This window comes from Allobosea sp. 05T438, assembly GCF_056396025.1.
Map to the genome: position 1 here is coordinate 680,845 of NZ_JBFTKQ010000002.1, position 21,013 is coordinate 701,857.

Consider the following 21,013-nt stretch of genomic DNA (forward strand, 5'->3'; position numbering starts at 1 on the left):
GTGCAAGCAACGGCTATGCACCCGCCTGCGAGGGGTAGTAGTGCAGATTTACCTGCCGATCGCCGAGCTTCCGATCAGCGTGCTGATGGTGCTTGGCCTGAGCGGCGCGGTCGGTTTCATCTCCGGCCTGTTCGGMGTCGGCGGMGGCTTCCTGCTCACCCCCCTGCTGATCTTCCTCGACATCCCGCCTGCGGTGGCGGTCGCAACCGTAGCGGCGCAGGTCGCCGGCTCGTCGATGACCGGCGTGCTGACCTATTTCCGGCGCAGAGCCCTCGATCTCAAGCTCGGCGGCGTCCTGGTCAGCGGCGGCATCGTCGGCACGGTGCTCGGCGTCTTGTTCTTCAACACCATGCGCCGGCTCGGCCAGCTCGAGCTCGTCATCACGCTCTCCTATGTGACACTGTTCTCGATCATCGGCGGGCTGATGCTCTACGACGCGCTGCGCGCGATGCTGCGCGTGCGCGCCGGCAAGCCGGCACGGCTGAAGCGGCGCGGCGGCATGCATCCCTGGTGGATGGGCCTGCCCTTCCGACAGCGCTTCTATCGCTCCGGCCTCTATTGCAGCGTGCTGCCGATCGCCCTGCTCGCCATCGTCATAGGCTTCATCGGCGCCGTTCTCGGCGTCGGCGGCGGCTTCATCCTGGTGCCGGGGCTGATCTACTTCTTCCGGATTCCACCCGCCGTGGTGGTCGGCACCTCGCTCTTCCAGATTCTGGTGACGATGACGGGCGCGACAATTCTGCACGCGGTCACCAACCAGTCGGTCGATCTCATCCTCGCCACGCTGCTGCTGGTCGGCGGCGTCATCGGCGCGCAGTTCGGCGGCCGGGCGGCGCGCAACCTCAACGTCGAATCCTTCCGGCTGCTGCTGGCGCTGCTGATCCTCTCGGTCGGCCTGCGCTTCGCCATCGAGCTCTTCATTCCGCCGACCGAACGCTTCTCTGTGGTCGTGCCGGAGAGCGCGCGATGATGCGATTCCTCGCCCTCCTCGCCGCCCTGTGGATCGGCCTCGCCGCGGGGACGGCCCGGGCCGAGACGCTGATCGCGGCAATGTCGAGCCACCAGATCCAGATCACCTCGAACTACACCGGCAGCCAGCTGACGGTCTTCGGCCTGGTCGAGCGCGACGGGCGCACGGTCGCGCGCGGCGATCCCTATGACATCATCGTCACCGTCCGCGGCCCCCGGCGCATGCTGCTGGTGCGTGAAAAGGAGCGCCTCGGTCCGATCTGGATCAACCGGTCGCAGCGCCGCTTCCCGGACAATCCGGTCTTCCTGCACGTCGCCAGCAACAGGCCGATCTCGGAGATGATGAGCCCCGAAACGGCGCGGCGCGGCCGCATCGGCCTCGCCAATGCCGAGCTGCCACAGGGAAATTGGGTCGATCTCGACCCGAACTCCATCCGCTTCCGCGAAAGCCTGGTGCGGATCATGCAGGCCAAGGATCTCTACGGCTACGAGGAGCGCGGCGTCACCTTCCTGTCGAACAGCTTGTTCAGCGCGCCGATCGACATCGCCGCCACGGCGCCGACCGGCTCCTACAGCGTCGACATCGTGCTCTATTCCGGCGGGGTTCCGCTGGCGCGCCAGCAGACCAATTTCGAGGTGATCAAGACCGGCATCGAGCAGCGGCTCGCCTCCGCCGCCTATGACTGGTCGTTGCTGTACGGTCTCGCGACCGTGCTGCTGGCGCTCTTCCTCGGCTGGGGGGCGAGCGTGATCTTCCGGCGCGACTGAGACGCCCCGTCGAGCTCAGCCCAGCAAGCCGGCATAGGGCAGGAAGGGTACGGTGCTGCCCTCCTCCAGCTGCTCCAGCTCCTCAGCCAGCACGACGAGCCCGTCCGATTGCGCGAGCGAGGCGAGCGACGCCGCCCCCTCGCCGGGATGCTTGCGCGCGATTACGGCACCATCGTCCCGCCGTTCGAGCGTAACGCGCAGGAACTCCCTGCGCCCGGCCTTTTTCCGATGATGGAAGCCGGCCGTGGCGGGGAAGACAACCGGTGCTTCGGCCGTAGCCCCGGAAAGGCGCGCCAGCAGCGGCCAAGCGACGAACACAAACCCGACGAAAACCGCGACCGGATTGCCCGGCAAGCCGATGAAGGGCGTGCCGGCCGCCTCGCCGATCGCGATCGGCTTGCCCGGCTTGATCGCGACGCGCCAGAGGTCGAGAGAACCGCAGGCCGAGAGCGCAGCCTTGACGTGATCCGCGTCCCCCACGGAGACACCGCCCGAGGTGACGATGAGGTCGCAGGCGCCGGCGGCCTCGCGCAGATGCCGCTCCAGATCAGTGGGTTCATCACGCAGAATGCCGAGATCGACGACGTCGGCGCCGGCCCGCGCCAACAGGGCACGCAGCATCGCCCGGTTGGCATCGTAGATCGCCGCCGATTTCAGGGGGCGCCCCGGCTCGGTCAGCTCGTCGCCCGTCGAGAACAGCGCAACGCGCGGACGATGCCTGACCCGGACCCGCTCCAGCCCCAGGGCGGCGAGCAGCCCGAGATCCCGCGGCCGCAGGCGCCGGCCCGCTGGAAGAACCTCCTGACCGCGGGCGACATCCTCCCCCGCCCGGCGCAGATTGGCGCCAAGCCTCGACTGGAACGGCAGGATGACCTCGTCGCCACTCAGCGTGACATCCTCCTGCATCACCACCGTGTCGGCCCCGTCGGGCACAGGAGCGCCGGTGAAGATGCGCCAGGCACCGCGCCCGAGCGTACCGACCGGATCGCCAGCCGCCGTTCGGCCGAGGACCGGCAGGCGGGTCTCGGCACCGGGCCGGAGATCGGCGAAGCGGACGGCATAACCATCGACAGCGGAATTCGCGAAGGGCGGCAAATCAACGCGTGCGACCACGGCCTCCGCCAACACACGCCCATCCGCCTCGACGAGCGGCAGTTCAAGCACACCCGGCACCGGCGCGACGCGGGCAGCCGCGCGGGCTCCCGCTTCATCGAGGGATATCAGCCCGATATCCGTCCCTGCTCCGCCCGGCCTACCCGTCACGGCACTCGTCCTTTCCGGACCTGCGCCCGCATCGCCGCCCCTGGCGCGCTTTGGTCCGCTGCACCTTCATCCTCGCCGGAACGAGGCCGGTCAAGCATGCGGCATGGCGCGCGGTTGCTCCCACCCGAGCAGCCGTCCTATGAAGCGGCGACGACAACGGCCCGGTGGGCGCGAGACCATGGACACCATTCCGCTCGATCTGCGCGGCCTGAAATGCCCTCTTCCGGTGCTGCGCGTGCGCAAGGCTCTGAGCGCGGTGCAGGCCGGCACGCTGCTCGTCGTGCAATGCACCGACCCGATGGCGGCGATCGACCTGCCCAACCTCGCCCGCGAAACCGGCGACGTCATCGAGCGGCAAGGGGATGCGGACGGCGCCATCGTCTTCCATATCCGCAAGGCGGCCTGACGGCCGCGCCAGCGAACGGAGTTCAACGACGTGACCGTCTCCCAAGCCGATGTCCTGCGCGCTCTCGAACTGGTGAAATTGCCGGCGAGCGGGCAATCGCTCGCCGCCTCCGGCCGCATCGGCGATATCCTGGTCGATGGCGGCAAGGTGATCTTCGCGATCGGCATCGACCCGACCGAGGCCACCGCGATGGAGCCGGTGCGCAAGGCTGCGGAAAGCGCCGTCGGCGGCCTGCCAGGCGTGACGCAGGTGCTCGTCGGGCTGACTGCCGACAAGGCGCCGCCCTCGGCCGGCATGCAGGCCCGCCAGCAGGCGCAGCGACCCGGCCCCGGCGGCGCACCCAAGCCCAGCGGCGTCCCGGGCGTTAAGCAGATCATCGCTGTCGCCAGCGGCAAGGGCGGCGTCGGGAAATCGACCACCGCGGCCAATCTCGCCGTGGCGCTCTCGACGCTCGGCCTCAAGGTCGGCGTGCTCGATTCCGACATTTACGGCCCGTCCATGCCGAAGATCTTCGGCATCACCGGCAAGCCGCAGATCGTCTCGGGGCGGACTCTGGCGCCGATGGAGGCCTATGGGCTCAAGGTGATGTCGATCGGCTTCCTCGTCGACGAGGAGACGCCGATGATCTGGCGCGGGCCGATGGTGATCTCGGCGATCACGCAGATGCTGCGCGAGGTCGCCTGGGGCGAGCTCGACGTCCTCGTCGTCGACATGCCGCCCGGCACCGGCGATGCGCAGCTCACCATGGCGCAGCAGGTGCCGCTTGCCGGCGCCGTCATCGTCTCGACGCCGCAGGACCTCGCTTTGCTCGATGCGCGCCGCGGCGTCGCCATGTTCAGGAAGGTCGCGGTGCCGATCCTCGGCCTCGTCGAGAACATGAGCTATTTCATCTGTCCGGAATGCGGGCATCAATCCGACATCTTCGCCCATGGCGGGGCGCGGCACGAGGCTGAGCGGCTGCATATCCCCTTCCTCGGCGAGATCCCCCTGGCCATGCCGATCCGCGAAACCTCGGACGGAGGCCGGCCGATCGTCGCCAGCGATCCGCAGAGCCCGCATGCCAAGGCCTATGTCGCGCTGGCGCGGCGGGTCCAGGCCGGCCTCGGCGGAGCCTCCAGAGCAGCCCCGCGCATCGTCATCGAGTAACAAGATCGGCCCGAGACGCCCATACGCTCGCGCTTGACAGCACATCACGTATGTTCTCTTTTTGTTCTTTTGCATAAGGAGAAATGGCGATGGCTGTTCAGCGTGCCCGGCATATCGGCATCGGCATCGATCGCCCGGTGGAGCAGGTTTATGCTTTCCTGGCCGAGCCGGAGAACTTCCCGCAATGGGCGGAGGGACTCGGCCACAGCTTCGTCCATGTCGAAGGCATGACCTGGCGCGCCGAAACCCCGATGGGATCGATGCGCATCCTGTTCAGCGAGCCGAACCGTCACGGCGTGCTCGACCATGCGGTGATCTCCGAACACGGCCCGGCCATGCACAATCCGATGCGTGTGGTGCCCAATGGCGACGGCGCCGAGGTCGTCTTCACGCTGTTTCAGCGCGACGGCATGTCCGACGACGAGATGGCGGCCGATGCCGGCATGGTGGCGCGGGATCTCGCGGCGCTGAAGGCCTTGCTGGAACGCTGACGGCCGCCGCGATGGCTAGGCCGATAATCCGGCGAGACGCTGCGCCTCGCCTAGGTCGTCCGGCGTGTTGACGTTGAAGAAGGGATCGACAGGTTCCGCAGCCCATTCCGCGACGGCGACGCCATGCTCCTGCGTCCAACGGCTGATCTTCCGCTCGCCGGCCGCCAGTGCCTGCCGCAAATCCTGCCGCAGCGAGACCGGCCAGAGGCCGATGGCATGATGCGCCTGCCGGGCCGAGGCGGCGCAGGCCAACGGAAGCTGGGCCGCGATCCGCGCTTCATGCAGGCGCTGGACGAGATCGTTCGGGATGAAGGGCGTATCGGCCGGGACGCTCAGCAGCCATGCCGTTTCCGGCCGGTGCTCGGCAAGCCAATCGAGCCCGGCGAGGATGCCGGCAAGCGGACCGGCGAAGTCCGGCACCGTATCGGCAACAACCGGCAAGCCGAAGAGTGCAAAGCGCGCCGGATCGCCATTGGCGTTGAGGACAAGGCCGTCGCACTGCTCGCGAAGCCGCTCGATCACATGGGCGAGTATCGGTCTGCCGGCGAGCAGCTTGAGCGGCTTGTCGCCGCCGCCCATGCGACGGGCGAGGCCGCCCGCAAGAACGAGGCCGAGCGTTGGAGGCGGCATCGCGACCCTCATGCCAGCGAGCCGAGAAGCTGTGTCACGGCAGCGTCAGGCCGCAAGCCGGGTCGCCTCACCGACCCAGCGCTCCACCGCCGCCATGTGGGCGTCCAGTTCAACCCACTCGTCTCCGGCGAAATCGCGCCAGGCCGGCAGGAAATCACGGCGCACCGCGATCAGCACGGGCAGGCCCGCCATCACGGTATTCGCGATCTCCTCGCGCAGCCCCTCGCCCAGAGCCTCCTGCTTGCCAAACTTGTTGACCATGACGAGATCGACGCGCTCGGCCAGCGCACCGGCGAAAACCGCCGCGGCCGCAGCGAGGCCGGCTGCATCGAGATGGCAGCCCGCGGCACCCGCGCCGAGATCCTGGCTGATCGGGAAGCGATGGCCGCTGCCGAGATCTTCCAGCGACATCGCCATGCAGCGATCGTCGCAGGCGGCATCATTATGCTGAACCACGCCGCCAAGCCGGAGGCCGCGCCGCTTCAACTGCGTGGCCACGCCCTGCATGAAGGCGTCGATCGGGAAACCGCTCGTATAGGGAATGGCAGCCAGCATGGTCATGCGGGATTCCTCTCACGAACGCCTCCCTCGCGCCAGAGGCACCGGGAGCGCAGGTTTATTCTCCGCATGAGAGATGCCGCGACAGTGTTGCGCCGCACCTACAGTCGCGCGCCCGTACTCTCGCTAGGGTGGCATCGGTTCGTTTCGGGCAACCGGGCGGGCCGCCGCCCGTTACCCCGCCGGAACGCATGATCCGCCACAACGCTCAAGCTCCGCTCGACCCGGCCACCGATGCCGCGCTGCTGCTGCGGCGCATCGGCTTCGGCACGCTCGCGCTCGTCCTGCCGCTGGCCGCATTGGTCTCACGCCGCGCCGCGGTCGTCCTCGTGCCGATCGGCATCGCATTGCTGATCATTGCGATGCTGATCGAGGAACCCGCCAAATTCGTCGGCTCCCTCAAGGAGTCCGTTTTCAGCCGACCGGGACTGATCCTGCTCGGCCTCGTGGCCTGGGCGCTGCTCTCGCTGGTCTGGAGCCCCTTCCCCACATCGGCCGCCGAAAAGGCCGGAAACCTGATGCTCGCCGTCGTGCTCGGCTTCGCCGGCTTGTCGGCACTTCCGGAGCGGATGCGCTCCTCGAATCTCAACCTTTCCCCCCTCGGCACCGGCACCGCCGGTATGTTCGCGCTCGGACTGATCATCATCGCGGCCCTACGGCACGCGGAAACACCGCCCGGCGCTGTCGAGCGCGGCGTCTCGATCATCCTGATCACCGCCTGGCCGGCTCTCGCCTGGCTCCTCTCGCGCGAACGCGGGATGAGCGCGCTCGGGCTCGCCCTCGTCGTGGCACTGCTGGCACTGACGCGGTTCGACGACGGCGAAACCGTCGCGATGCTCTTTGGCGCAGTCGCCTTCGGCGCCGTCACCGCCAGCCGCCAGCGCGCTGCGCAGGTGATCGCCACCATCGTCGCCGGGCTGATGCTGTTCGCCCCCGTCCTGCCCTTCCTACTCGCGCCGTTGGTTTCGGCGCTGCCGGACAGCGCCGACGATTTCGCGCAGATGCTCTCGATCTGGGCCGACGTCATTCGGCAGTCGCCGATCGAACTCGTCACCGGGCACGGGCTCGACACCGTGGTTCGCGACCAACTCAGGGGCATGTTGCCGCAGCCGGCGCCCGCCACTCTGCTATTCGAGACCTGGTACGAGCTGGGTCTCGTCGGCGCCGCCGCCGCTGCCGCTTGCCTGTATTTCGCCATCCGCGCCGCCGGCCGCATGCCGGGCGCGCTCGCGGCCGGCGGCGTCGGCGCCTTCACCACCGCTTTCGCGCTCGCGGTTTTCGGCTTCGCGCCACTGCTGCCGTGGTGGCTGATGACGTTGACCGCCGTGGTGCTCCTGTTCGGCGCCATCGCCCGCGGCCAGTACCGCACCGACAGGCCCGCCGTGCCGCTGCCGATGCGTTCGACCGGCCGCTCGCGTCCCAAGGCGGGCGAGCCGCCGGCGGACTGATTTCTCCCCCGTGCCGGATATAGGCGAGGAGGCGTAGCGCGCCTCCCCGGTGCTTGACGGCCCTGCGCCTGACGCGCTCTCGTGCGGCCTAGAAGCCCGCCGCGCAGCGGGCAGAGGACAGAAGCACCCATGCCGTTCGACGTCACCCTTACCGATATCCAGGCCGCAGCCGGGCGCATCGCCGGCAAGGTCCGCCGCACGCCGACCTATTACAGCGCCGGCCTGTCCGAGCGGTTGGGGGTCGAGACCTGGGTGAAGCTCGAAGGCCTGCAGCTCGGCGGCTCCTTCAAGGTGCGCGGCTGCTTCAACAAGCTGATGGGCCTGAGCGAAGCCGAATTGAAGCGCGGCGTCGTCACCGTCTCCGGCGGGAATCATGCCATCGCGGTATCGCTCGTCGCCCGCGCCATGGGTGCCCGCGCCCTCGTCCTGATGCCCAAGGCGACGCCCGCGCTCAATATCCATCTGACGCAGCAGGCGGGTGGAGAGGTCGAACTCTGCGACGATTCGATCGCCGCCTTTGCCAAGGCCGAGGACTATGCCGCGCAGGGAATGGTCCATGTCCATTCCTATGACGACCCGGCGATCATTGCCGGCCATGGTACGCTCGGCCTGGAACTCGCCGCCGATGCCGGAGGGCGGCTCGACCATGTCTTCATCTCGATCGGGGGCGGCGGCTTCTCGGCCGGGGTCGGCGCGGCGCTGAAGGGGCTCGACCCAGCCGTGCGGCTGCACGGCGTCGAGACCGAGGGCGCAACGACGATGACGCAGGCGCTTGCGGCCGGCCAGCCGGTTCCGATCCGCCCCACCTCGATCGCGCGCACGCTGGGCGCGCCCTTCGCGACGGAGCGCACCATCGCGGCTGCCCGGCAGTTCCTCGAGGAAATCGTGGTGGTGCCGGATGCGGAGGCCGTGCACGAACTGGTCTGGGTGCTGCAGAACGAGCGCGTGCTGGTGGAGCCCGCCGCGGCCTGCGTGGTCGCGGCTGCCATGACGCGCAGGGAGGCCTTCGGGTCCGGCGAACGCGTCTGCCTCGTGCTCTGCGGATCGAACGTGGCTCTGGACGACATCGCCCGCTGGCGCGGCGAATTCGCGATCTAGCCTCGGCGACGGCCCGGCTCTAGAAACCTCGCATGAGCCACCATTCCGTTCCGACACTGCGGACCCAACGCCTTGCATTGCGGCCGATGACCAAATCGGACTTTCCCGCCTATGCCGCGTTTCTGGCGTCGCCTCGCTCGACGGGAGTGGGCGGCCCCTATTTGACGCGGCAGGCCTGGGGGATCTTCTGCCACGACATCGCCTGCTGGCCGCTGTTTGGCACGGCGCGCTGATGATCGAGCTTCAGTCGACCGGTGCCTGCATCGGGCAGGTCGGCATCAATGACGGCCCGCTCTTCCCCGAGAAGGAACTCGGCTGGCTGCTCTATGACGGCCAGGAGGGCCATGGCTATGCCAGCGAGGCTGCCCGTGCCCTGCGGGACTGGGCGACACGGAACCTGAAGCTTTCCAGCTTGGTGAGCTATGTGGCGCCGGGCAACACCGCATCGATCGCGGTGGCGGAACGCCTTGGAGCGACGCGCGATGCGCGCGCCGATAGACCCGATCCGAACGATCTGGTCTATCGGCATCCGCTCAACGTCACCGCCCGCTGAGGGCGACGAAAGGCTCGATCAGTTGCTGTTGCGCGCGAGCCTGGCATAGCGGCTGCGCTTGCTGGCATTGGCGTAGCGGCTGCGCTTTTGGCCGTACCAGGAGATCTCGCGCTCGCCCACATCGGCATGGACGAGGCCATTCGAATAGGTGCCGACGCCGCCGACATTAGCGAGCGCACGCGCGGCGGCCGCGGCCTTGCGCGGCGAGGCCGCCAGCGGCCGGAAGTCGACCGCCTTGCCGCTGTAGTGCTGCGAGTGCCGCGCATGGCGGCCGCCGCAGGTCGAGGTGATCTGGATCGGACCGATCTTGGCGACGAGTTCGGCGATCATCGCCTTCGTCTCGGACTTCAGGCAGCCCAGGCCTTTGACCTGCGGCTGAAAGGAGATTTTCTCAGGAGCGATGTCAGCCAGAGCGACTGAAGGCAAGAAACCAAAAACAAACGCAAGCAACGACAAGCGACGCATCATCTACCAGACATGTAAGGGGAAACGAAAAGGATCAGGCCAGATATTCTCGATGGCCTGAGCGAAGGACGCCTCCGCTATTCGTCAAGGAAGGCCAAATCATGGCTGCGGCCTTTCCGGACTATTTCACAGCCGTAATCCAGATCGCTCACTGCCTTTGGTCAAGGCGGCGTTCATCTTCCCGGCCTGCCCGCCATTCCGCCAAAGCCAACCCCCTGCGCGCTGCCGGCTTGGACAGGTGGGCCGGGGCTGGGCTAGCGTGCCGTACGGCACCCGCTTTCTGCGCGGTCGCCCCATGTCATCTCAGAGGATACGATGCCCAAAACCGACCTCATCGCGGCGCTGACCCCCGAAATCACCGCGATCCGCCGCGACATCCATCGCCACCCCGAACTGATGTACGACGTTCACCGGACCGCGGGTCTCGTGGCCGAAAAGCTCAGGGAATGGGGCGTCGACGAGGTGGTGACGGGCATCGGCCAGACCGGCGTCGTCGGCATCATCAAGGGCAAGGGCCAGGATTCCGGCAAGGTGATCGCCATGCGCGCCGACATGGACGCGTTGCCGATCCATGAGGAGACCAATCTCGAACACCGCTCGACCATTCCCGGCAAGATGCACGCCTGCGGCCATGACGGCCACACCGCCATGCTGCTGGGCGCCGCGAAGTATCTGACCCAGACCCGCGACTTCGACGGCACCGCCGTGCTGATCTTCCAGCCCGCCGAAGAAGGTGGCGCCGGCGCCAAGGCGATGATCGATGACGGGCTCATCACGCGCTTCGGCATCCAGGAAGTCTACGGTATGCACAACAAGCCGGGCATCCCGGTCGGCCGCTTCGAGATCGCCAAGGGGCCGGCCATGGCCGCCGCCGACCGCATCCACATCAAGATCGAAGGCAAGGGCGGACATGCGGCGGCGCCGCACAACGTCAACGACCCGATCGTCGCCTCCTGCGCGCTGGTCAGCGCTCTGCAGACTGTCGCCTCGCGCAATGCCGACCCGCTCGAGTCGATCGTCGTCTCCGTGACCGCACTCAATGCCGGCGAGGCCTTCAACGTCATTCCGCAGACAGCCGAGATCAAGGGCTCTGTACGCACGCTGACGCCGAAGATTCGCGAGCTCGCGCAGAAGCGCATCACCGAGATCGTCGACGGCGTGATGAAGGCCTTCGGCATGAAGTACGAGCTGGAATACCATCTCGGCTATCCCGTCACCTTCAACCATGCCGGCCAGACCGACTTCGTCACCAGCGTGACCAAGGAAATCTTCGGCTCGGAAGCGATCAAGACAGACATCCCGCCGACCATGGGCTCGGAGGACTTCTCCTATATGCTGGAGGAGCGCCCGGGCGCCTTCATCAACATCGGCAACGGCGACTCGGCGGGCCTGCATCATCCGGCCTATGAGTTCAACGACGCGGCGATCCCCGTCGGCGTGAACTACTGGACGAGCCTCATCGAGATCGCCATGCCGCCGCGCGCGGCCTGACGACCGCGCGATGAGCGACATCGATTGCCTGGTGATCGGGGCCGGCGTCGTCGGCCTCGCGGTAGCCCGCGAACTGGCGCTCGCCGGGCGCGAGGTCGTCATCGCCGAAGCGGCCGAAGGCATCGGCACCCAGACCTCGGCGCGCAACTCCGAGGTCATCCACGCCGGAATCTACTATCCGCCCGGCTCGCTGAAGGCACGCGTCTGCGTCGAAGGCCGCAAGAAGCTCTACCGCTATCTGGAAGGGCGCGGCCTGCCGCACAAGGCCTGCGGCAAGCTGATCGTCGCCACCTCCGAAGCCCAGAAGCCGGCGCTGGAAACGATCATGGCCCGCGCCCAGGCCTCGGGCGTCGACTCGCTGCGCTGGCTCGCCGGCGCCCAGGCGAAGGCGATGGAGCCGGAGGTGCGCTGCGAGATCGCCCTGCTCTCGCCCGAGACCGGAGTGGTCGACAGCCACGCACTGATGCTCTCGCTGCTTGGCGAGTGCGAGGCGGCCGGCGGTTCGCTCGCGCTCAACACGCCGATCACCGGCTGGCGGCAGGAGGCGGACGGGTTCAGCGTCGATTTCGGCGGCGCCGATCCTGCGACCTACACTGTCCGCACGGTGGTCAATTCGGCCGGGCACGGTGCGCCAAGGCTGCTCGGCCTGCTCGCGGACTTCCCCGCCGAGCATGTGCCGGTGCAGCACTACGCGAAGGGCAACTATTTCGCCCTGACCGGCAAACAGCCCTTCAGCCACCTCGTCTATCCGGTACCGGAAGCCGCTGGCCTCGGCATCCACGCCACGATCGACATGGGCGGGCGCGTCAAATTCGGGCCCGATGTCGAATGGGTTGAAAGCGACCAGGATCTGGTCGTCGATCCGGCGCGCGCGGAGAAGTTCTACGCCGCGATCCGAACCTACTGGCCAGCCCTTCCTGACGGTGCACTGGTCGCCGACTACGCCGGCATCCGGCCGAAGCTGCACGGTCCGACCGAGCCGATGCCGGACTTCCGTATCGACGGGCCGGAAGTCCATGGCGTCGCCGAACTGGTCAATCTGCTCGGCATCGAAAGTCCGGGCCTGACGAGCTCGCTCGCGATCGCGGAGATGGTGCGGGAGAAACTGGCTTAGGGCGCGTCATGCTCGGGCTTGCCCCGAGCATCTCATGCCGAAAGAGGCTGCGGCGCCGTATCCTGCCAGAGATGCTCGGGCCTGCGCTTCGCTCCGCCCGAGAATGACGCACGGCCTACGCGCGTGAGGCGAAGTCAGGCACGCGCCTTCAAGAAGGCTTCCTTCGCCTCGCGCGCCAGCGTGGTGACGCGGTTCCAGTCGCCGGCCGCAATCGCGTCGGCCGGAACGAGCCAGGAGCCGCCGACGCAGATCACCTGCGGCAAGGCGAGGTAGTCGCCGAGGTTCTTCAGGCCGACGCCGCCGGTGGGGCAGAAGCTCATCTGCGGGAACGGACCGGAGAGCGCCTTCAGCGCCGGCGGCCCGCCCGCCTGCTCGGCGGGGAAGAACTTGGCGGTGTTGCGCCCGGCCGCGACGGCCCGCATGCAGTCCGACGCCGTGGCAACGCCCGGCAACCAGGGCAGGCCCGCCTTGCGCAGCGCCTCATCGACGCTCTCGCTGAAACCGGGGCTGACCACGGCCTGGGCGCCGGCGTCCTTGACCTGCGCGACCTGAGCGGGCGTAACCACCGTACCGGCCACGGGGAGCGCCTTCGGCACTGATTTCGCGATGGCTGCGAGCGCTTCCATCGCAGCCGGGCGGCGCAGTGTGACCTCGACGACATCAATACCGCCGGCGACGAGCGCATGGGCGAGATCGACCGCGCGCGAGGCATCCTCGATCACGACGACGGGGATCACGCCGCAGCTCTTCAGCCGGGCAATCGCGACAGTCTCGTCCATGGCCTCATCTTTCAATCGATTTGAACGGATAACCGGGCTCTACTCCTTAGCCCAGTAGACGTCGAGCCCCTGCTCCCGGCGGAGCAGCATATCGACCGGCAGCGGCGTCTCGCGGGCTGCGGCCTCTTTCAGGACCGCCTCCTTCGCGCCGCCTGAGACGAGCAGGCTCGCCCAGCCCGCATCGCGCAGGCGCACCGGCGAAAGCGACAGTCGCGGCGGCAGGCCCGGCGGCTGGGCCACGACGATGCCACTGTCCGGCACCGTATCGAAGGTGCTTTCAGCGCCGGGGAAGAGCGAGGCAATGTGCCCATCCGCTCCCATGCCGCTGACCAGCAGATCGAGCGGCGGAAGCGCTGCCAACTCCGCGCACAGCAGGGCCGCGGCGGCCTCGATGTCGCTGCCATGGCCGTGGAAGGACAGGAAATCGGCACGCCCCTCCGCGAGCGGCGCGAATTGCGCGCGGATCATGCGCTCGTTCGAAGCGCTGTCGTCGGCCGCGACGAAACGTTCGTCCGTCGGCAGCAGCGTAACCTTCTCCCATGGGAGATCGCGCTGCCCGAGCGCTGCGAGAAAGCGCGCTGGCGTCGTGCCGCCGGGCACGGCCAGCAGCGCCCTGCCCTTCTCGGCGAGCAGTTCCGTCAGCCGCAGCGCGACGGTCTCGGCCAAGGCCTCCGAGGCATCGGCCAGTGTGGCGAAGCGGTGCCAGGCGAGCGGGCCGGCCGGCATCAGACGAAATCCGGATCGGCCCAGGAGCGGCCGTCGCGCTCGATCAGGCCGATCGCCTGTGACGGTCCCCAGGAGCCGGCGGCGTAGCGATGGGGATGCGGATAGTAGTCCTGCCAGCCGGATATGATCGGATCGACCCAGCCCCAGGCCTGCTCGACCTCGTCGCGATGCATGAACAGCGTCTGGTCGCCGCGGATCACATCGGTCAGCAGGCGCTCATAGGCGTCCGGCGTGCGCTCGTCGAAGGCGGTCGAATAGCGCAGATCGAGCTGGCGCGGCACGATCTTGAGCCGGCCGGAGCCCGGCACCTTCATCATCAGCTGGAGCTGGACGCCGTCGTTCGGCTGCAGGCGGATGAAGAGGCGGTTGGCGTCGAGCCGGTCGCAGGTGCCGTTGCCGAAGATCGAATGCGGCACCGGCTTGAAGGTGACGGCGATCTCGGAATAGCGCTGCGCCATGCGCTTGCCGGTGCGCAGATAGATCGGTACGCCGGCCCAGCGCCAGTTGTCGACCTCGCAACGGATGGCGACGAAGGTCTCGGTGTTCGAGCCATGGCCGAGTTCCTCGGCATAGCCGCGAACGCGCTGGCCGTCGATCTGGCCCGGCCCGTACTGGCCGCGCACGGTGTAGCGCTGCACATCGGGGCCGACGATGGGGCGCAGCGCCTTCAACACCTTGATCTTCTCCTCCCGCACCGCGCCGGCCTCGAGCATGTTCGGCGGCTCGATGGCGAAGAGGGTGAGCAGCTGCATGAGATGGTTCTGCACCATGTCGCGCATATGCCCGGCCTTGTCGTAATAGCCGGCGCGACTTTCGAGGCCGACCGTCTCGGCGACGGTGATCTGGACATGGTCGATGTCGCGGCTCGACCATGACCGTTCGAACAGCGTGTTGGCGAAGCGCAGGACGAGCAGATTCTGCACCGTCTCCTTGCCGAGATAATGGTCGATCCGGTAGGTGCGGCTCTCGGGCAGGATGCGCGCGACGGCATCGTTGATCTGCTGCGCCGAAGCGAGATCGCGGCCGAGCGGCTTCTCAAGGATGACGCGCGAGGTCGGCGTCAGAATATCCGCCTTGGCCAGGTTCTCGCAGATCGGGATGAAGAGGTCGGGCGGAGTCGAGAGATAGAAGGAGCGCACGCGCTCGCTCTCGCCCAGGGCCTGCTTCAGCGCCTTGTAGGTCTCGGGCTGGACCGCATCGAGCATCACCATCGTCAGGCGCCGCAGGAAGGGCTCAACCTGATCCTTCGGGATGCCCTCCTCATCCAGGCGCCTGGCGATCTGCTTCGGCAGCCCCTCGACATCCTCCTCCTTGCGGACGACGGCGAGGATGCGGCTTTCCTCCGGCAGGACACCATCGCGGTTACGCTGGGCGAGCGCCGGGAAGAGCTTGCGCAGGGCAAGATCGCCGCCGGCTCCAAAGATCACCAGATCGAAGGGCGGAACCGGCGTCCGCTCGGGGGCAGTCTCGGGTCGAAGCGCGTTGTCGACGATAGCGTCCATGGGACTGAAACTCCGTAAGGCGGTGCCGGTTTCAAACGACCGGCGTGAGCCCTGCCGCCCGGCCGAGGTTCGGCCTGACGCGCAGCTTTTAGCGCAAGGCTACGACCAGAGTGAGACGGTTTTGCCGCGCTGCAAAGAGGGAACGGCGCAGGGCCGCTACCCCTGCCGCTCAGCCCGCGCGCCGGAAGCCCGCGCTCGCCGCCAGCAATTGCTGCGCATAGACCGTCTGTGGCTGGCGCGCCGCCAGCGTTTCGACGGTCATTTCCTCGACGGCACGGCCGAACTGCATGACGAGCAGCCGCTCGCACATATGCCCGACCACGGCGAGGTCATGGCTGACGAGGATATAGGTCAGCTTCCGCTCTTGCCTGAGCGCTGCGAGCAGGTTCAGCACCTCCGCCTGGATCGAGACGTCGAGCGCCGAAGTTGGCTCGTCGAGCAGCAGAATCGAGGGTTCGAGCACGAGGGCGCGTGCGATGGCGACGCGCTGGCGCTGGCCGCCCGAGAGCTGATGCGGATAGCGGAAGCGGAAGGAGGCGGGCAGGCCGACATCGGAGAGGGCCTTGCCGATGCGCGCTTCGGCATCACGGGCACCGTGGATCGCCAACGGCTCCGCAAGGGTGTCATCCACGGTCTTCTTGGGGTGAAGCGAGCCGTAGGGGTCCTGAAAGACCATCTGGACATTGCGGTAGAAGGCCTTGTCCCGGACCTTGGGCTGCACGGCACCCTCGATGGAGACGGCACCGCTCCAGTCGCGGTTGAGGCCGGAGAGCACGCGCAGCACGGTCGACTTGCCGGAGCCCGACTCGCCTACGAGGCCGTAGCTCTCGCCCTTGCGCACCTCGAAGGAGAGATCCTTCACGACATGGGAGTCGCCGAAGGACACGTTGAGCTTGTCGACGGAGATCGCAGCGTTCGTCATGCCAGCCAGGCCGGGTCGCGGTTGAGGGTGGAGAGCTTCGCCCGGGGATGGTCGAGGTCCGGAAGGCATTCGAGCAGGCCGAGCGTATAGGGATGGCGGCGGCTGCGCGCGGAGGGGTCGGCGAGCTCGGCCGCCGGCAACGTCTCCATGACCTTGCCGCCATACATGACGATGACGCGGTCGCAGAAGGACTGGACCAGGTGCAGGTCGTGGCTGATGAAGATCAGTCCCATGCCGCGCTCGGTGACGAGATCGTCGAGGATCCTCAGGATCTGCAGCTGGACGGTGACGTCGAGCGCCGAGGTCGGCTCGTCGGCGATCAGGATCTCAGGCTCGGCGATCAGCATCATCGCGATCATGACGCGCTGGCCCATGCCGCCCGAGACCTCGTGCGGATAGAGGTCGTAGACGCGGGCGGGATCGCGGATCTGCACCGCTTCCAGCATGGAGAGGCTGCGCTCGCGCGCCTCACGGGTACCGGCCTTGCGGTGGATGCGATAAGCCTCGGCGATCTGGCTGCCGACCGTCTCGACCGGGTTCAGCGAGAACTTCGGATCCTGCATCACCATGGAGATGTGGCGGCCGCGCAGCTTGCGCCGCACGCCCTTGTCCATCGTCGTCAGGTCCTGGCCGCGGAAGCGCATGCCATCGGCGCTGACGACGCCGGGATGCGGGATCAGGTCGAGGATGGCGCGGCCGGTCATCGACTTGCCGGAGCCGGACTCGCCGACGATGCCCAGGCGCTCCCGCCCCAGCGTGAAGGACAGGCCTCGCACGGCGCGCACGATGCCGGTCGGCGTGTGGAAATCGACCTTGAGATTGTCGACCTCGAGAAGAGGCTGCTCGGCTTTATTCGTAAAGGCCTGCATCGCCTCACCTCGCATCCATGACGTCACGCAGCCCATCGCCGAGCAGGTTGAAGCCGAGCGCGACGACGCAGATGGCAAGGCCCGGGAAGGTCGCGACCCACCACTGGTCGAAGATCTGCTCGCGCCCGGCCGAGATCATCGCGCCCCATTCCGGCATCGGCGGCTGCGCGCCGAGGCCGAGGAAGCCGAGGCCCGCGGCGGTCAGGATGATGCCGGCCATGTCGAAGGTGGTGCGCACGATCAGCGAGGGCATGCACATCGGCACGACATGCTTCCAGATGATGCGGGCGCGCGAGGCACCCTGCAGGCGCATCGCCTCGATGTAATCCTGGTTGCGGATCACCATGGTCTCGGCGCGGGCGACGCGGGCATAGGGCGGCCAGGTCGTGATCGCGATGGCGATGATGGCGTTGACGATGCCCGGCCCCAGCGCAGCGACGAAGGCCAGCGCCAGCACGAGGCGCGGGAAGGCGAGGAAGACGTCGGTGATGCGCATCAGAAGCCGGTCGACCCAGCCGCCGAAATAGCCGGAGACCGCGCCGATCAGCAGGCCGAAGGGGCCGACGGTCACCACGACCAACAGCACGATGACCAGCGTGATGCGCGTGCCGTAGACGATGCGGCTGAAGATGTCGCGCCCGAGCGCGTCGGTGCCGAACCAGTTGGTTGCCGACGGCGGCAGCAGCCGCTTGTCGAGCGCCTGCGCAAGCGGGTCGAACGGTGCGATCAGCGGCGCGAAGGCCGCGACCAGCAGCAGCAGGACGATGATGGCAAGGCCCGCCACCGCCATCGGATTGCGCCTGAAGGCGAGCCATTGCCGGTAGAGCTGGCCGAGGCGGGCCTGGCGGCGCGATGCCGGGGAATCGCTGATGAGCCAGGCATGCAGGCCGGCGGAGGAGGTGTCACTCATGTCCGCCTCCTCAGCGCACGCGCGGATCGGCCAGCCGGCCGATGATGTCGGTCAGCAGATTGACCGCGATGAAGACGACGCCGACCACCAGCGTGCCGCCGAGCACAGCGTTCATGTCGGCGTTGAGCAGCGCGTTGGTGAGATAGCGGCCGAGCCCCGGCCAGGCGAAGATCGTCTCGGTCAGCACCGAACCTTCGAGCAGGTGCATGTAGGAGAGCGCGATCACGGTGAAGAGCGGCACCGCGGCGTTGCGCAGGGCGTGGCGCCAGATGACGGCGGTTTCCGAGACGCCCTTCACGCGGGCCGCGATGACGTATTGCTGCTGCAGCTCGCTGATCATGAAGCTGCGCGTCATCCGGCTGATATAGGCGACGGAAAGTAGACCGAGGACCAGCGCCGGCAGGATGAGATGCGAGAAGGCGTCCCAGAACGCCTCCCATTCGCCTTCGAGCGCGGCGTCCAGCATGATGATGCCGGTGCGGGTGGTGACGATGTCCTGCCAGACCACCGAGATGCGCCCCGGCCCGGAAACCCAGCCGAGCTTGGCGTAGAACAGCAGCAGCGCCATCAGGCCGATCCAGAAGACCGGCACGGAATAGCCGACGAGGCCGACAACGCGGGCGACCTGATCCTGCCAGCGGCCCTGATTGACGGCTGCGAGGATGCCGAGCGGAACGCCGATCAGGACGCCGATCAGCGTGCCCAGCGTTGCGAGCTCGAGCGTCGCCGGAAAGACGCGCTTGATGTCTTCGGTGACCGGGTTCGAGGTCAGCACAGAGGTGCCGAGATCCCCGGTGAAGACCTTGCCGATATAGATCGCGAATTGCTGCCAGAGCGGCTTGTCGAGGCCGAGCTCGATGCGCGCCGCCTCATAGGTCTCGGGACGGGCATTGTCGCCGACGACGGCGAGCACCGGATCGATCGGGATGACCCGGGCGATGAAGAAGGTGACGAGCAGCAGGCCGAACATGGTGATCACCACGGTCGTCAGCTCGCGCGAGAGGGCACGGCCCCAGCGACCGAGCCTCCCCGGCGATGCGCTCTTGCGCGCAGGCGCTTGCATCACGGCCGTCATGACTCGCCTCCGTTTCTGATCGACATGGGCAAGGATGTCTCCTGCCTGGGCGCCGGTTGCGCCGGGGCGTACTCTGCGGCAACGCAAAGACCCGCCCGAGGCCGGGGGCCGGGGCGGGTCTCCTGCGTCACGAACCTCAGTTCTTGACGATGGTCGCGTAGCGGTTGGTGTCCGAGCTCGGTCCGATGACCCAGCCATTCACGTTCTTGCGCTCGGCCGAGACCTCGATCTGCTGGAACATGATGACGAAGGGCGAGATCTTCTGATGCTCGCGCTGCAGCGTCTCATAGGTCGCCTTGCGTTTGGCGGCGTCGGCTTCCAGCACCGCGCCCTGCGTGACCTTGGTCATTGCCGGGATATCCCAGGCATTGCGCCAGGCCAGCGTCTTCGACTTCGCATCCTCGCCATTGTCCTCGTTGATGGCGAAGGTTTCGGCATTGGTGTGCGGGTCGAGATAGTCCGGGCCCCACTGGCCGATATAGATGTCGTGGGTGCGGGCGCGGTACTTGGTCAGGGTCTGCTTGCCGTCGCCCGGGATGATCTCGAGCTTGACGCCAGCCTGGGCCCAGGTTGCCTGGATCGCCTGGGCGATATCGGTGATCGGCGCAACCGAACGGGTGTCCATGGTGACGGTGAAGCCGTTGGCGAGGCCTGCCTTGGCGAGCAGTTCCTTCGCCTTGGCTACGTTGAGCTGGTAGGGCTTGTCCGAGATCGCGCCGAGGAAACCCTGCGGCAGGAAGGATTCATGGCCCTTGTAGGTGCCTTCGAGGATGTTCTTCTCGATCGAGGCGTAATCGACCAGCAGCTTCAGCGCTTCCCGCACCTCCGGCTTGGCGAGGTTCGGGTTCTTCTGGTTCAGGCCGAGATAGAGGATGTAGCCCTTGTCGCCCTGGACGATCTTGATCGCGTCGTTGCCCTTGACCGCCGCGAGCTGATCCTTGGAGAGGTTGCGGGCGATATCGGCGTCGCCCTTCTCGACGAGGAGACGCTGCGAGGCCGGCTCGGCGACATGGCGCACGACGACGCGCTTGCTCTTCGGCGCGCCTTTGTACCAGCTCTCATTCGCGTCGAGCGTGTACTGCTCGTTCGGGCGGTAGGCACGGACCTTGTAGGCACCGGAGCCGGCGGAATTGAGCTTCAGCCAGGCATTGCCCCAGTCGCCGTCCTTCTCATTCGCCTTGACCAGCTTGGAATCGACGATCGAAGCGACGCCGGAGGTCAGGCAGTTGTAGAAGAAGGTCGGCGCGAAGGGCTTGGAGACAGTGATCTGGACGGTGTTCTCGTCGACAGCCTTGACCTTCTCGAGCACGTTCTCGGCGACGAAACCGAACTGGCGCAGGATGAAGCCCGGCGACTTGTTCAGCGTCACCGCACGCTGGATCGAGTAGACCACGTCGGCTGCGGTCAGCGGGTTGCCGGAGTGGAACTTGACGCCTTTGCGCAGCTTGAAGGTGTAGGTCAGGCTGTCCGGGCTGACGGTCCAGCTCTCGGCGAGATCCGGCACCAGCGCGTTGTTGTTCGCGATATCGACGTTGATCAGCTTGTCGTAGACGTTCGCGACAACCTCGACGCCCGAGAATTCGAAAGCCTCGGCCGGGTCGAGCGTGATGATGTCGTCGATCTGCTTGGCCATGACGATCGTATCCTTCGGCGTCTGCGCGAAGGCGACCGTTGTCGACATCAGGGCTGCAAAGGCCGAAGCCGCCATCAACTTGGCTACGTGACGCATCGAATTCCCCATTGTTCGTGTCTCTGGAGCCATCGATGGCCCCTTGCGCGCTATCTGCAACCAGTCCGGCGCGGCTGTCCAGCCGACCGCAGGCCATCCGC

General features: G+C 67.2%; 21 protein-coding genes and 1 pseudogene. 10 read left to right on the forward strand and 12 right to left on the reverse strand.

Translation table 11 applies throughout. The annotated features are described in order from the left end of the window. The first annotated feature begins 40 nt into the window (after window positions 1-40). A complete protein-coding gene (locus AC1DIN_RS07050; protein ID WP_441468921.1) occupies window positions 41-970 on the forward strand; it encodes a sulfite exporter TauE/SafE family protein in 930 nt (309 codons plus the stop codon). Further along, a complete protein-coding gene (locus tag AC1DIN_RS07055) occupies window positions 967-1,737 on the forward strand; it encodes a TIGR02186 family protein (protein WP_476809185.1) in 771 nt (256 codons plus the stop codon). Before AC1DIN_RS07050 ends, AC1DIN_RS07055 begins: the two co-directional genes overlap by 4 nt. A 15-nt stretch (window positions 1,738-1,752) precedes the next feature. Here AC1DIN_RS07055 and AC1DIN_RS07060 read toward each other — a convergent pair whose 3' ends face one another. Further along, a complete protein-coding gene (locus AC1DIN_RS07060) occupies window positions 1,753-3,000 on the reverse strand; it encodes a molybdopterin molybdotransferase MoeA (RefSeq protein ID WP_476809186.1) in 1,248 nt (415 codons plus the stop codon). A gap of 178 nt (window positions 3,001-3,178) precedes the next feature. Here AC1DIN_RS07060 and AC1DIN_RS07065 point away from each other — a divergent pair, with 178 nt between their 5' ends. From AC1DIN_RS07065 to AC1DIN_RS07075, 3 genes are all read left to right on the forward strand, one after another. After that, on the forward strand, window positions 3,179-3,406 hold the full coding sequence (locus tag AC1DIN_RS07065; RefSeq protein WP_441468924.1) for a sulfurtransferase TusA family protein: 228 nt from the start codon (window positions 3,179-3,181) through the stop codon (window positions 3,404-3,406). A gap of 30 nt (window positions 3,407-3,436) precedes the next feature. Next, window positions 3,437-4,552: an Mrp/NBP35 family ATP-binding protein gene (locus tag AC1DIN_RS07070; RefSeq protein ID WP_476809187.1), complete on the forward strand. Its 1,116-nt coding sequence runs from the start codon at window positions 3,437-3,439 to the stop codon at window positions 4,550-4,552. Window positions 4,553-4,641: 89 nt separating this feature from the next. Next, on the forward strand, window positions 4,642-5,043 hold the full coding sequence (locus AC1DIN_RS07075; RefSeq protein ID WP_476809188.1) for an SRPBCC family protein: 402 nt from the start codon (window positions 4,642-4,644) through the stop codon (window positions 5,041-5,043). 15 nt (window positions 5,044-5,058) lie between these two features. Here AC1DIN_RS07075 and mobA read toward each other — a convergent pair whose 3' ends face one another. Then, window positions 5,059-5,673 carry a molybdenum cofactor guanylyltransferase MobA gene (gene mobA / locus AC1DIN_RS07080; RefSeq protein ID WP_476809189.1) on the reverse strand — a complete coding sequence of 205 codons (615 nt, stop codon included), beginning with the start codon at window positions 5,671-5,673 and terminating at the stop codon, window positions 5,059-5,061. A 45-nt stretch (window positions 5,674-5,718) separates the two neighbouring features. Continuing rightward, window positions 5,719-6,234 carry a DUF2478 domain-containing protein gene (locus AC1DIN_RS07085; protein WP_441468928.1) on the reverse strand — a complete coding sequence of 172 codons (516 nt, stop codon included), beginning with the start codon at window positions 6,232-6,234 and terminating at the stop codon, window positions 5,719-5,721. A gap of 188 nt (window positions 6,235-6,422) precedes the next feature. Between AC1DIN_RS07085 and AC1DIN_RS07090 the strand changes: the two genes are divergently transcribed. From AC1DIN_RS07090 to AC1DIN_RS07100, 3 genes and pseudogenes are all read left to right on the forward strand, one after another. After that, the gene (locus AC1DIN_RS07090; protein WP_441468929.1) at window positions 6,423-7,679 is read left to right on the forward strand and encodes a peptide ABC transporter permease; all 1,257 of its coding nucleotides are present in this window, start codon (window positions 6,423-6,425) and stop codon (window positions 7,677-7,679) included. 129 nt (window positions 7,680-7,808) lie between these two features. After that, window positions 7,809-8,777 carry a threonine ammonia-lyase gene (locus AC1DIN_RS07095; RefSeq protein ID WP_476809190.1) on the forward strand — a complete coding sequence of 323 codons (969 nt, stop codon included), beginning with the start codon at window positions 7,809-7,811 and terminating at the stop codon, window positions 8,775-8,777. 32 nt (window positions 8,778-8,809) lie between these two features. Then, window positions 8,810-9,330, forward strand: a pseudogene (locus AC1DIN_RS07100) (GNAT family N-acetyltransferase). An 18-nt stretch (window positions 9,331-9,348) separates the two neighbouring features. On the opposite strand, the gene AC1DIN_RS07105 reads toward AC1DIN_RS07100, so the two are convergent. Further along, window positions 9,349-9,660, reverse strand: a complete 312-nt coding sequence (locus tag AC1DIN_RS07105) for a hypothetical protein (RefSeq protein WP_476809191.1) — start codon at window positions 9,658-9,660, stop codon at window positions 9,349-9,351. Between the two features lie 450 nt (window positions 9,661-10,110). Between AC1DIN_RS07105 and AC1DIN_RS07110 the strand changes: the two genes are divergently transcribed. Together AC1DIN_RS07110 and AC1DIN_RS07115 are read left to right on the forward strand one after the other, a co-directional pair. Beyond that, complete coding sequence (locus AC1DIN_RS07110) at window positions 10,111-11,286, forward strand: M20 aminoacylase family protein (protein ID WP_441468933.1); 1,176 nt, start codon at window positions 10,111-10,113, stop codon at window positions 11,284-11,286. Window positions 11,287-11,296: 10 nt separating this feature from the next. Further along, on the forward strand, window positions 11,297-12,400 hold the full coding sequence (locus AC1DIN_RS07115; RefSeq protein ID WP_476809192.1) for an NAD(P)/FAD-dependent oxidoreductase: 1,104 nt from the start codon (window positions 11,297-11,299) through the stop codon (window positions 12,398-12,400). Between the two features lie 134 nt (window positions 12,401-12,534). Here the strand turns inward: AC1DIN_RS07115 and eda are convergent, their stop codons facing one another. The 8 genes from eda to AC1DIN_RS07155 form a co-directional block, all read right to left on the reverse strand. Beyond that, complete coding sequence (gene eda, locus AC1DIN_RS07120) at window positions 12,535-13,179, reverse strand: bifunctional 4-hydroxy-2-oxoglutarate aldolase/2-dehydro-3-deoxy-phosphogluconate aldolase (RefSeq protein ID WP_476809193.1); 645 nt, start codon at window positions 13,177-13,179, stop codon at window positions 12,535-12,537. Window positions 13,180-13,218: 39 nt separating this feature from the next. Continuing rightward, window positions 13,219-13,905: a 6-phosphogluconolactonase gene (gene pgl / locus AC1DIN_RS07125; protein WP_476809194.1), complete on the reverse strand. Its 687-nt coding sequence runs from the start codon at window positions 13,903-13,905 to the stop codon at window positions 13,219-13,221. Continuing rightward, a complete protein-coding gene (gene zwf / locus AC1DIN_RS07130) occupies window positions 13,905-15,407 on the reverse strand; it encodes a glucose-6-phosphate dehydrogenase (protein ID WP_441468937.1) in 1,503 nt (500 codons plus the stop codon). The genes pgl and zwf overlap by 1 nt, the downstream gene beginning before the upstream one ends. Window positions 15,408-15,576: 169 nt before the next feature. Further along, window positions 15,577-16,329, reverse strand: a complete 753-nt coding sequence (locus AC1DIN_RS07135) for an ABC transporter ATP-binding protein (RefSeq protein ID WP_441468938.1) — start codon at window positions 16,327-16,329, stop codon at window positions 15,577-15,579. Further along, window positions 16,326-17,198 carry an ABC transporter ATP-binding protein gene (locus tag AC1DIN_RS07140; protein ID WP_476809195.1) on the reverse strand — a complete coding sequence of 291 codons (873 nt, stop codon included), beginning with the start codon at window positions 17,196-17,198 and terminating at the stop codon, window positions 16,326-16,328. The genes AC1DIN_RS07135 and AC1DIN_RS07140 overlap by 4 nt, the downstream gene beginning before the upstream one ends. A gap of 4 nt (window positions 17,199-17,202) precedes the next feature. Further along, a complete protein-coding gene (gene nikC, locus AC1DIN_RS07145; RefSeq protein WP_441468940.1) occupies window positions 17,203-18,108 on the reverse strand; it encodes a nickel transporter permease in 906 nt (301 codons plus the stop codon). 10 nt (window positions 18,109-18,118) lie between these two features. Next, entirely contained in the window at window positions 18,119-19,183 is a 1,065-nt protein-coding gene (locus AC1DIN_RS07150; RefSeq protein ID WP_476809196.1) for an ABC transporter permease, read from the reverse strand. 136 nt (window positions 19,184-19,319) lie between these two features. Then, window positions 19,320-20,924, reverse strand: a complete 1,605-nt coding sequence (locus AC1DIN_RS07155) for an ABC transporter substrate-binding protein (RefSeq protein WP_441468942.1) — start codon at window positions 20,922-20,924, stop codon at window positions 19,320-19,322. Window positions 20,925-21,013: the final 89 nt, after the last annotated feature.

Coding starts and splice junctions, on each gene's coding strand:
- AC1DIN_RS07095 (WP_476809190.1), top strand. CDS start 7,809: ATGCCGTTCGACGTCACCCTTACCGATATCCAGGCCGCAGCCGGGCGC.
- AC1DIN_RS07115 (WP_476809192.1), top strand. CDS start 11,297: ATGAGCGACATCGATTGCCTGGTGATCGGGGCCGGCGTCGTCGGCCTC.
- AC1DIN_RS07140 (WP_476809195.1), bottom strand. CDS start 17,198: ATGCAGGCCTTTACGAATAAAGCCGAGCAGCCTCTTCTCGAGGTCGAC.
- AC1DIN_RS07075 (WP_476809188.1), top strand. CDS start 4,642: ATGGCTGTTCAGCGTGCCCGGCATATCGGCATCGGCATCGATCGCCCG.
- AC1DIN_RS07155 (WP_441468942.1), bottom strand. CDS start 20,924: ATGGGGAATTCGATGCGTCACGTAGCCAAGTTGATGGCGGCTTCGGCC.
- AC1DIN_RS07085 (WP_441468928.1), bottom strand. CDS start 6,234: ATGACCATGCTGGCTGCCATTCCCTATACGAGCGGTTTCCCGATCGAC.
- mobA (WP_476809189.1), bottom strand. CDS start 5,673: ATGCCGCCTCCAACGCTCGGCCTCGTTCTTGCGGGCGGCCTCGCCCGT.
- AC1DIN_RS07090 (WP_441468929.1), top strand. CDS start 6,423: ATGATCCGCCACAACGCTCAAGCTCCGCTCGACCCGGCCACCGATGCC.
- AC1DIN_RS07055 (WP_476809185.1), top strand. CDS start 967: ATGATGCGATTCCTCGCCCTCCTCGCCGCCCTGTGGATCGGCCTCGCC.
- AC1DIN_RS07105 (WP_476809191.1), bottom strand. CDS start 9,660: ATGATCGCCGAACTCGTCGCCAAGATCGGTCCGATCCAGATCACCTCG.
- AC1DIN_RS07110 (WP_441468933.1), top strand. CDS start 10,111: ATGCCCAAAACCGACCTCATCGCGGCGCTGACCCCCGAAATCACCGCG.
- eda (WP_476809193.1), bottom strand. CDS start 13,179: ATGGACGAGACTGTCGCGATTGCCCGGCTGAAGAGCTGCGGCGTGATC.
- zwf (WP_441468937.1), bottom strand. CDS start 15,407: ATGGACGCTATCGTCGACAACGCGCTTCGACCCGAGACTGCCCCCGAG.
- nikC (WP_441468940.1), bottom strand. CDS start 18,108: ATGAGTGACACCTCCTCCGCCGGCCTGCATGCCTGGCTCATCAGCGAT.
- AC1DIN_RS07150 (WP_476809196.1), bottom strand. CDS start 19,183: ATGACGGCCGTGATGCAAGCGCCTGCGCGCAAGAGCGCATCGCCGGGG.
- AC1DIN_RS07065 (WP_441468924.1), top strand. CDS start 3,179: ATGGACACCATTCCGCTCGATCTGCGCGGCCTGAAATGCCCTCTTCCG.
- AC1DIN_RS07135 (WP_441468938.1), bottom strand. CDS start 16,329: ATGACGAACGCTGCGATCTCCGTCGACAAGCTCAACGTGTCCTTCGGC.
- pgl (WP_476809194.1), bottom strand. CDS start 13,905: ATGCCGGCCGGCCCGCTCGCCTGGCACCGCTTCGCCACACTGGCCGAT.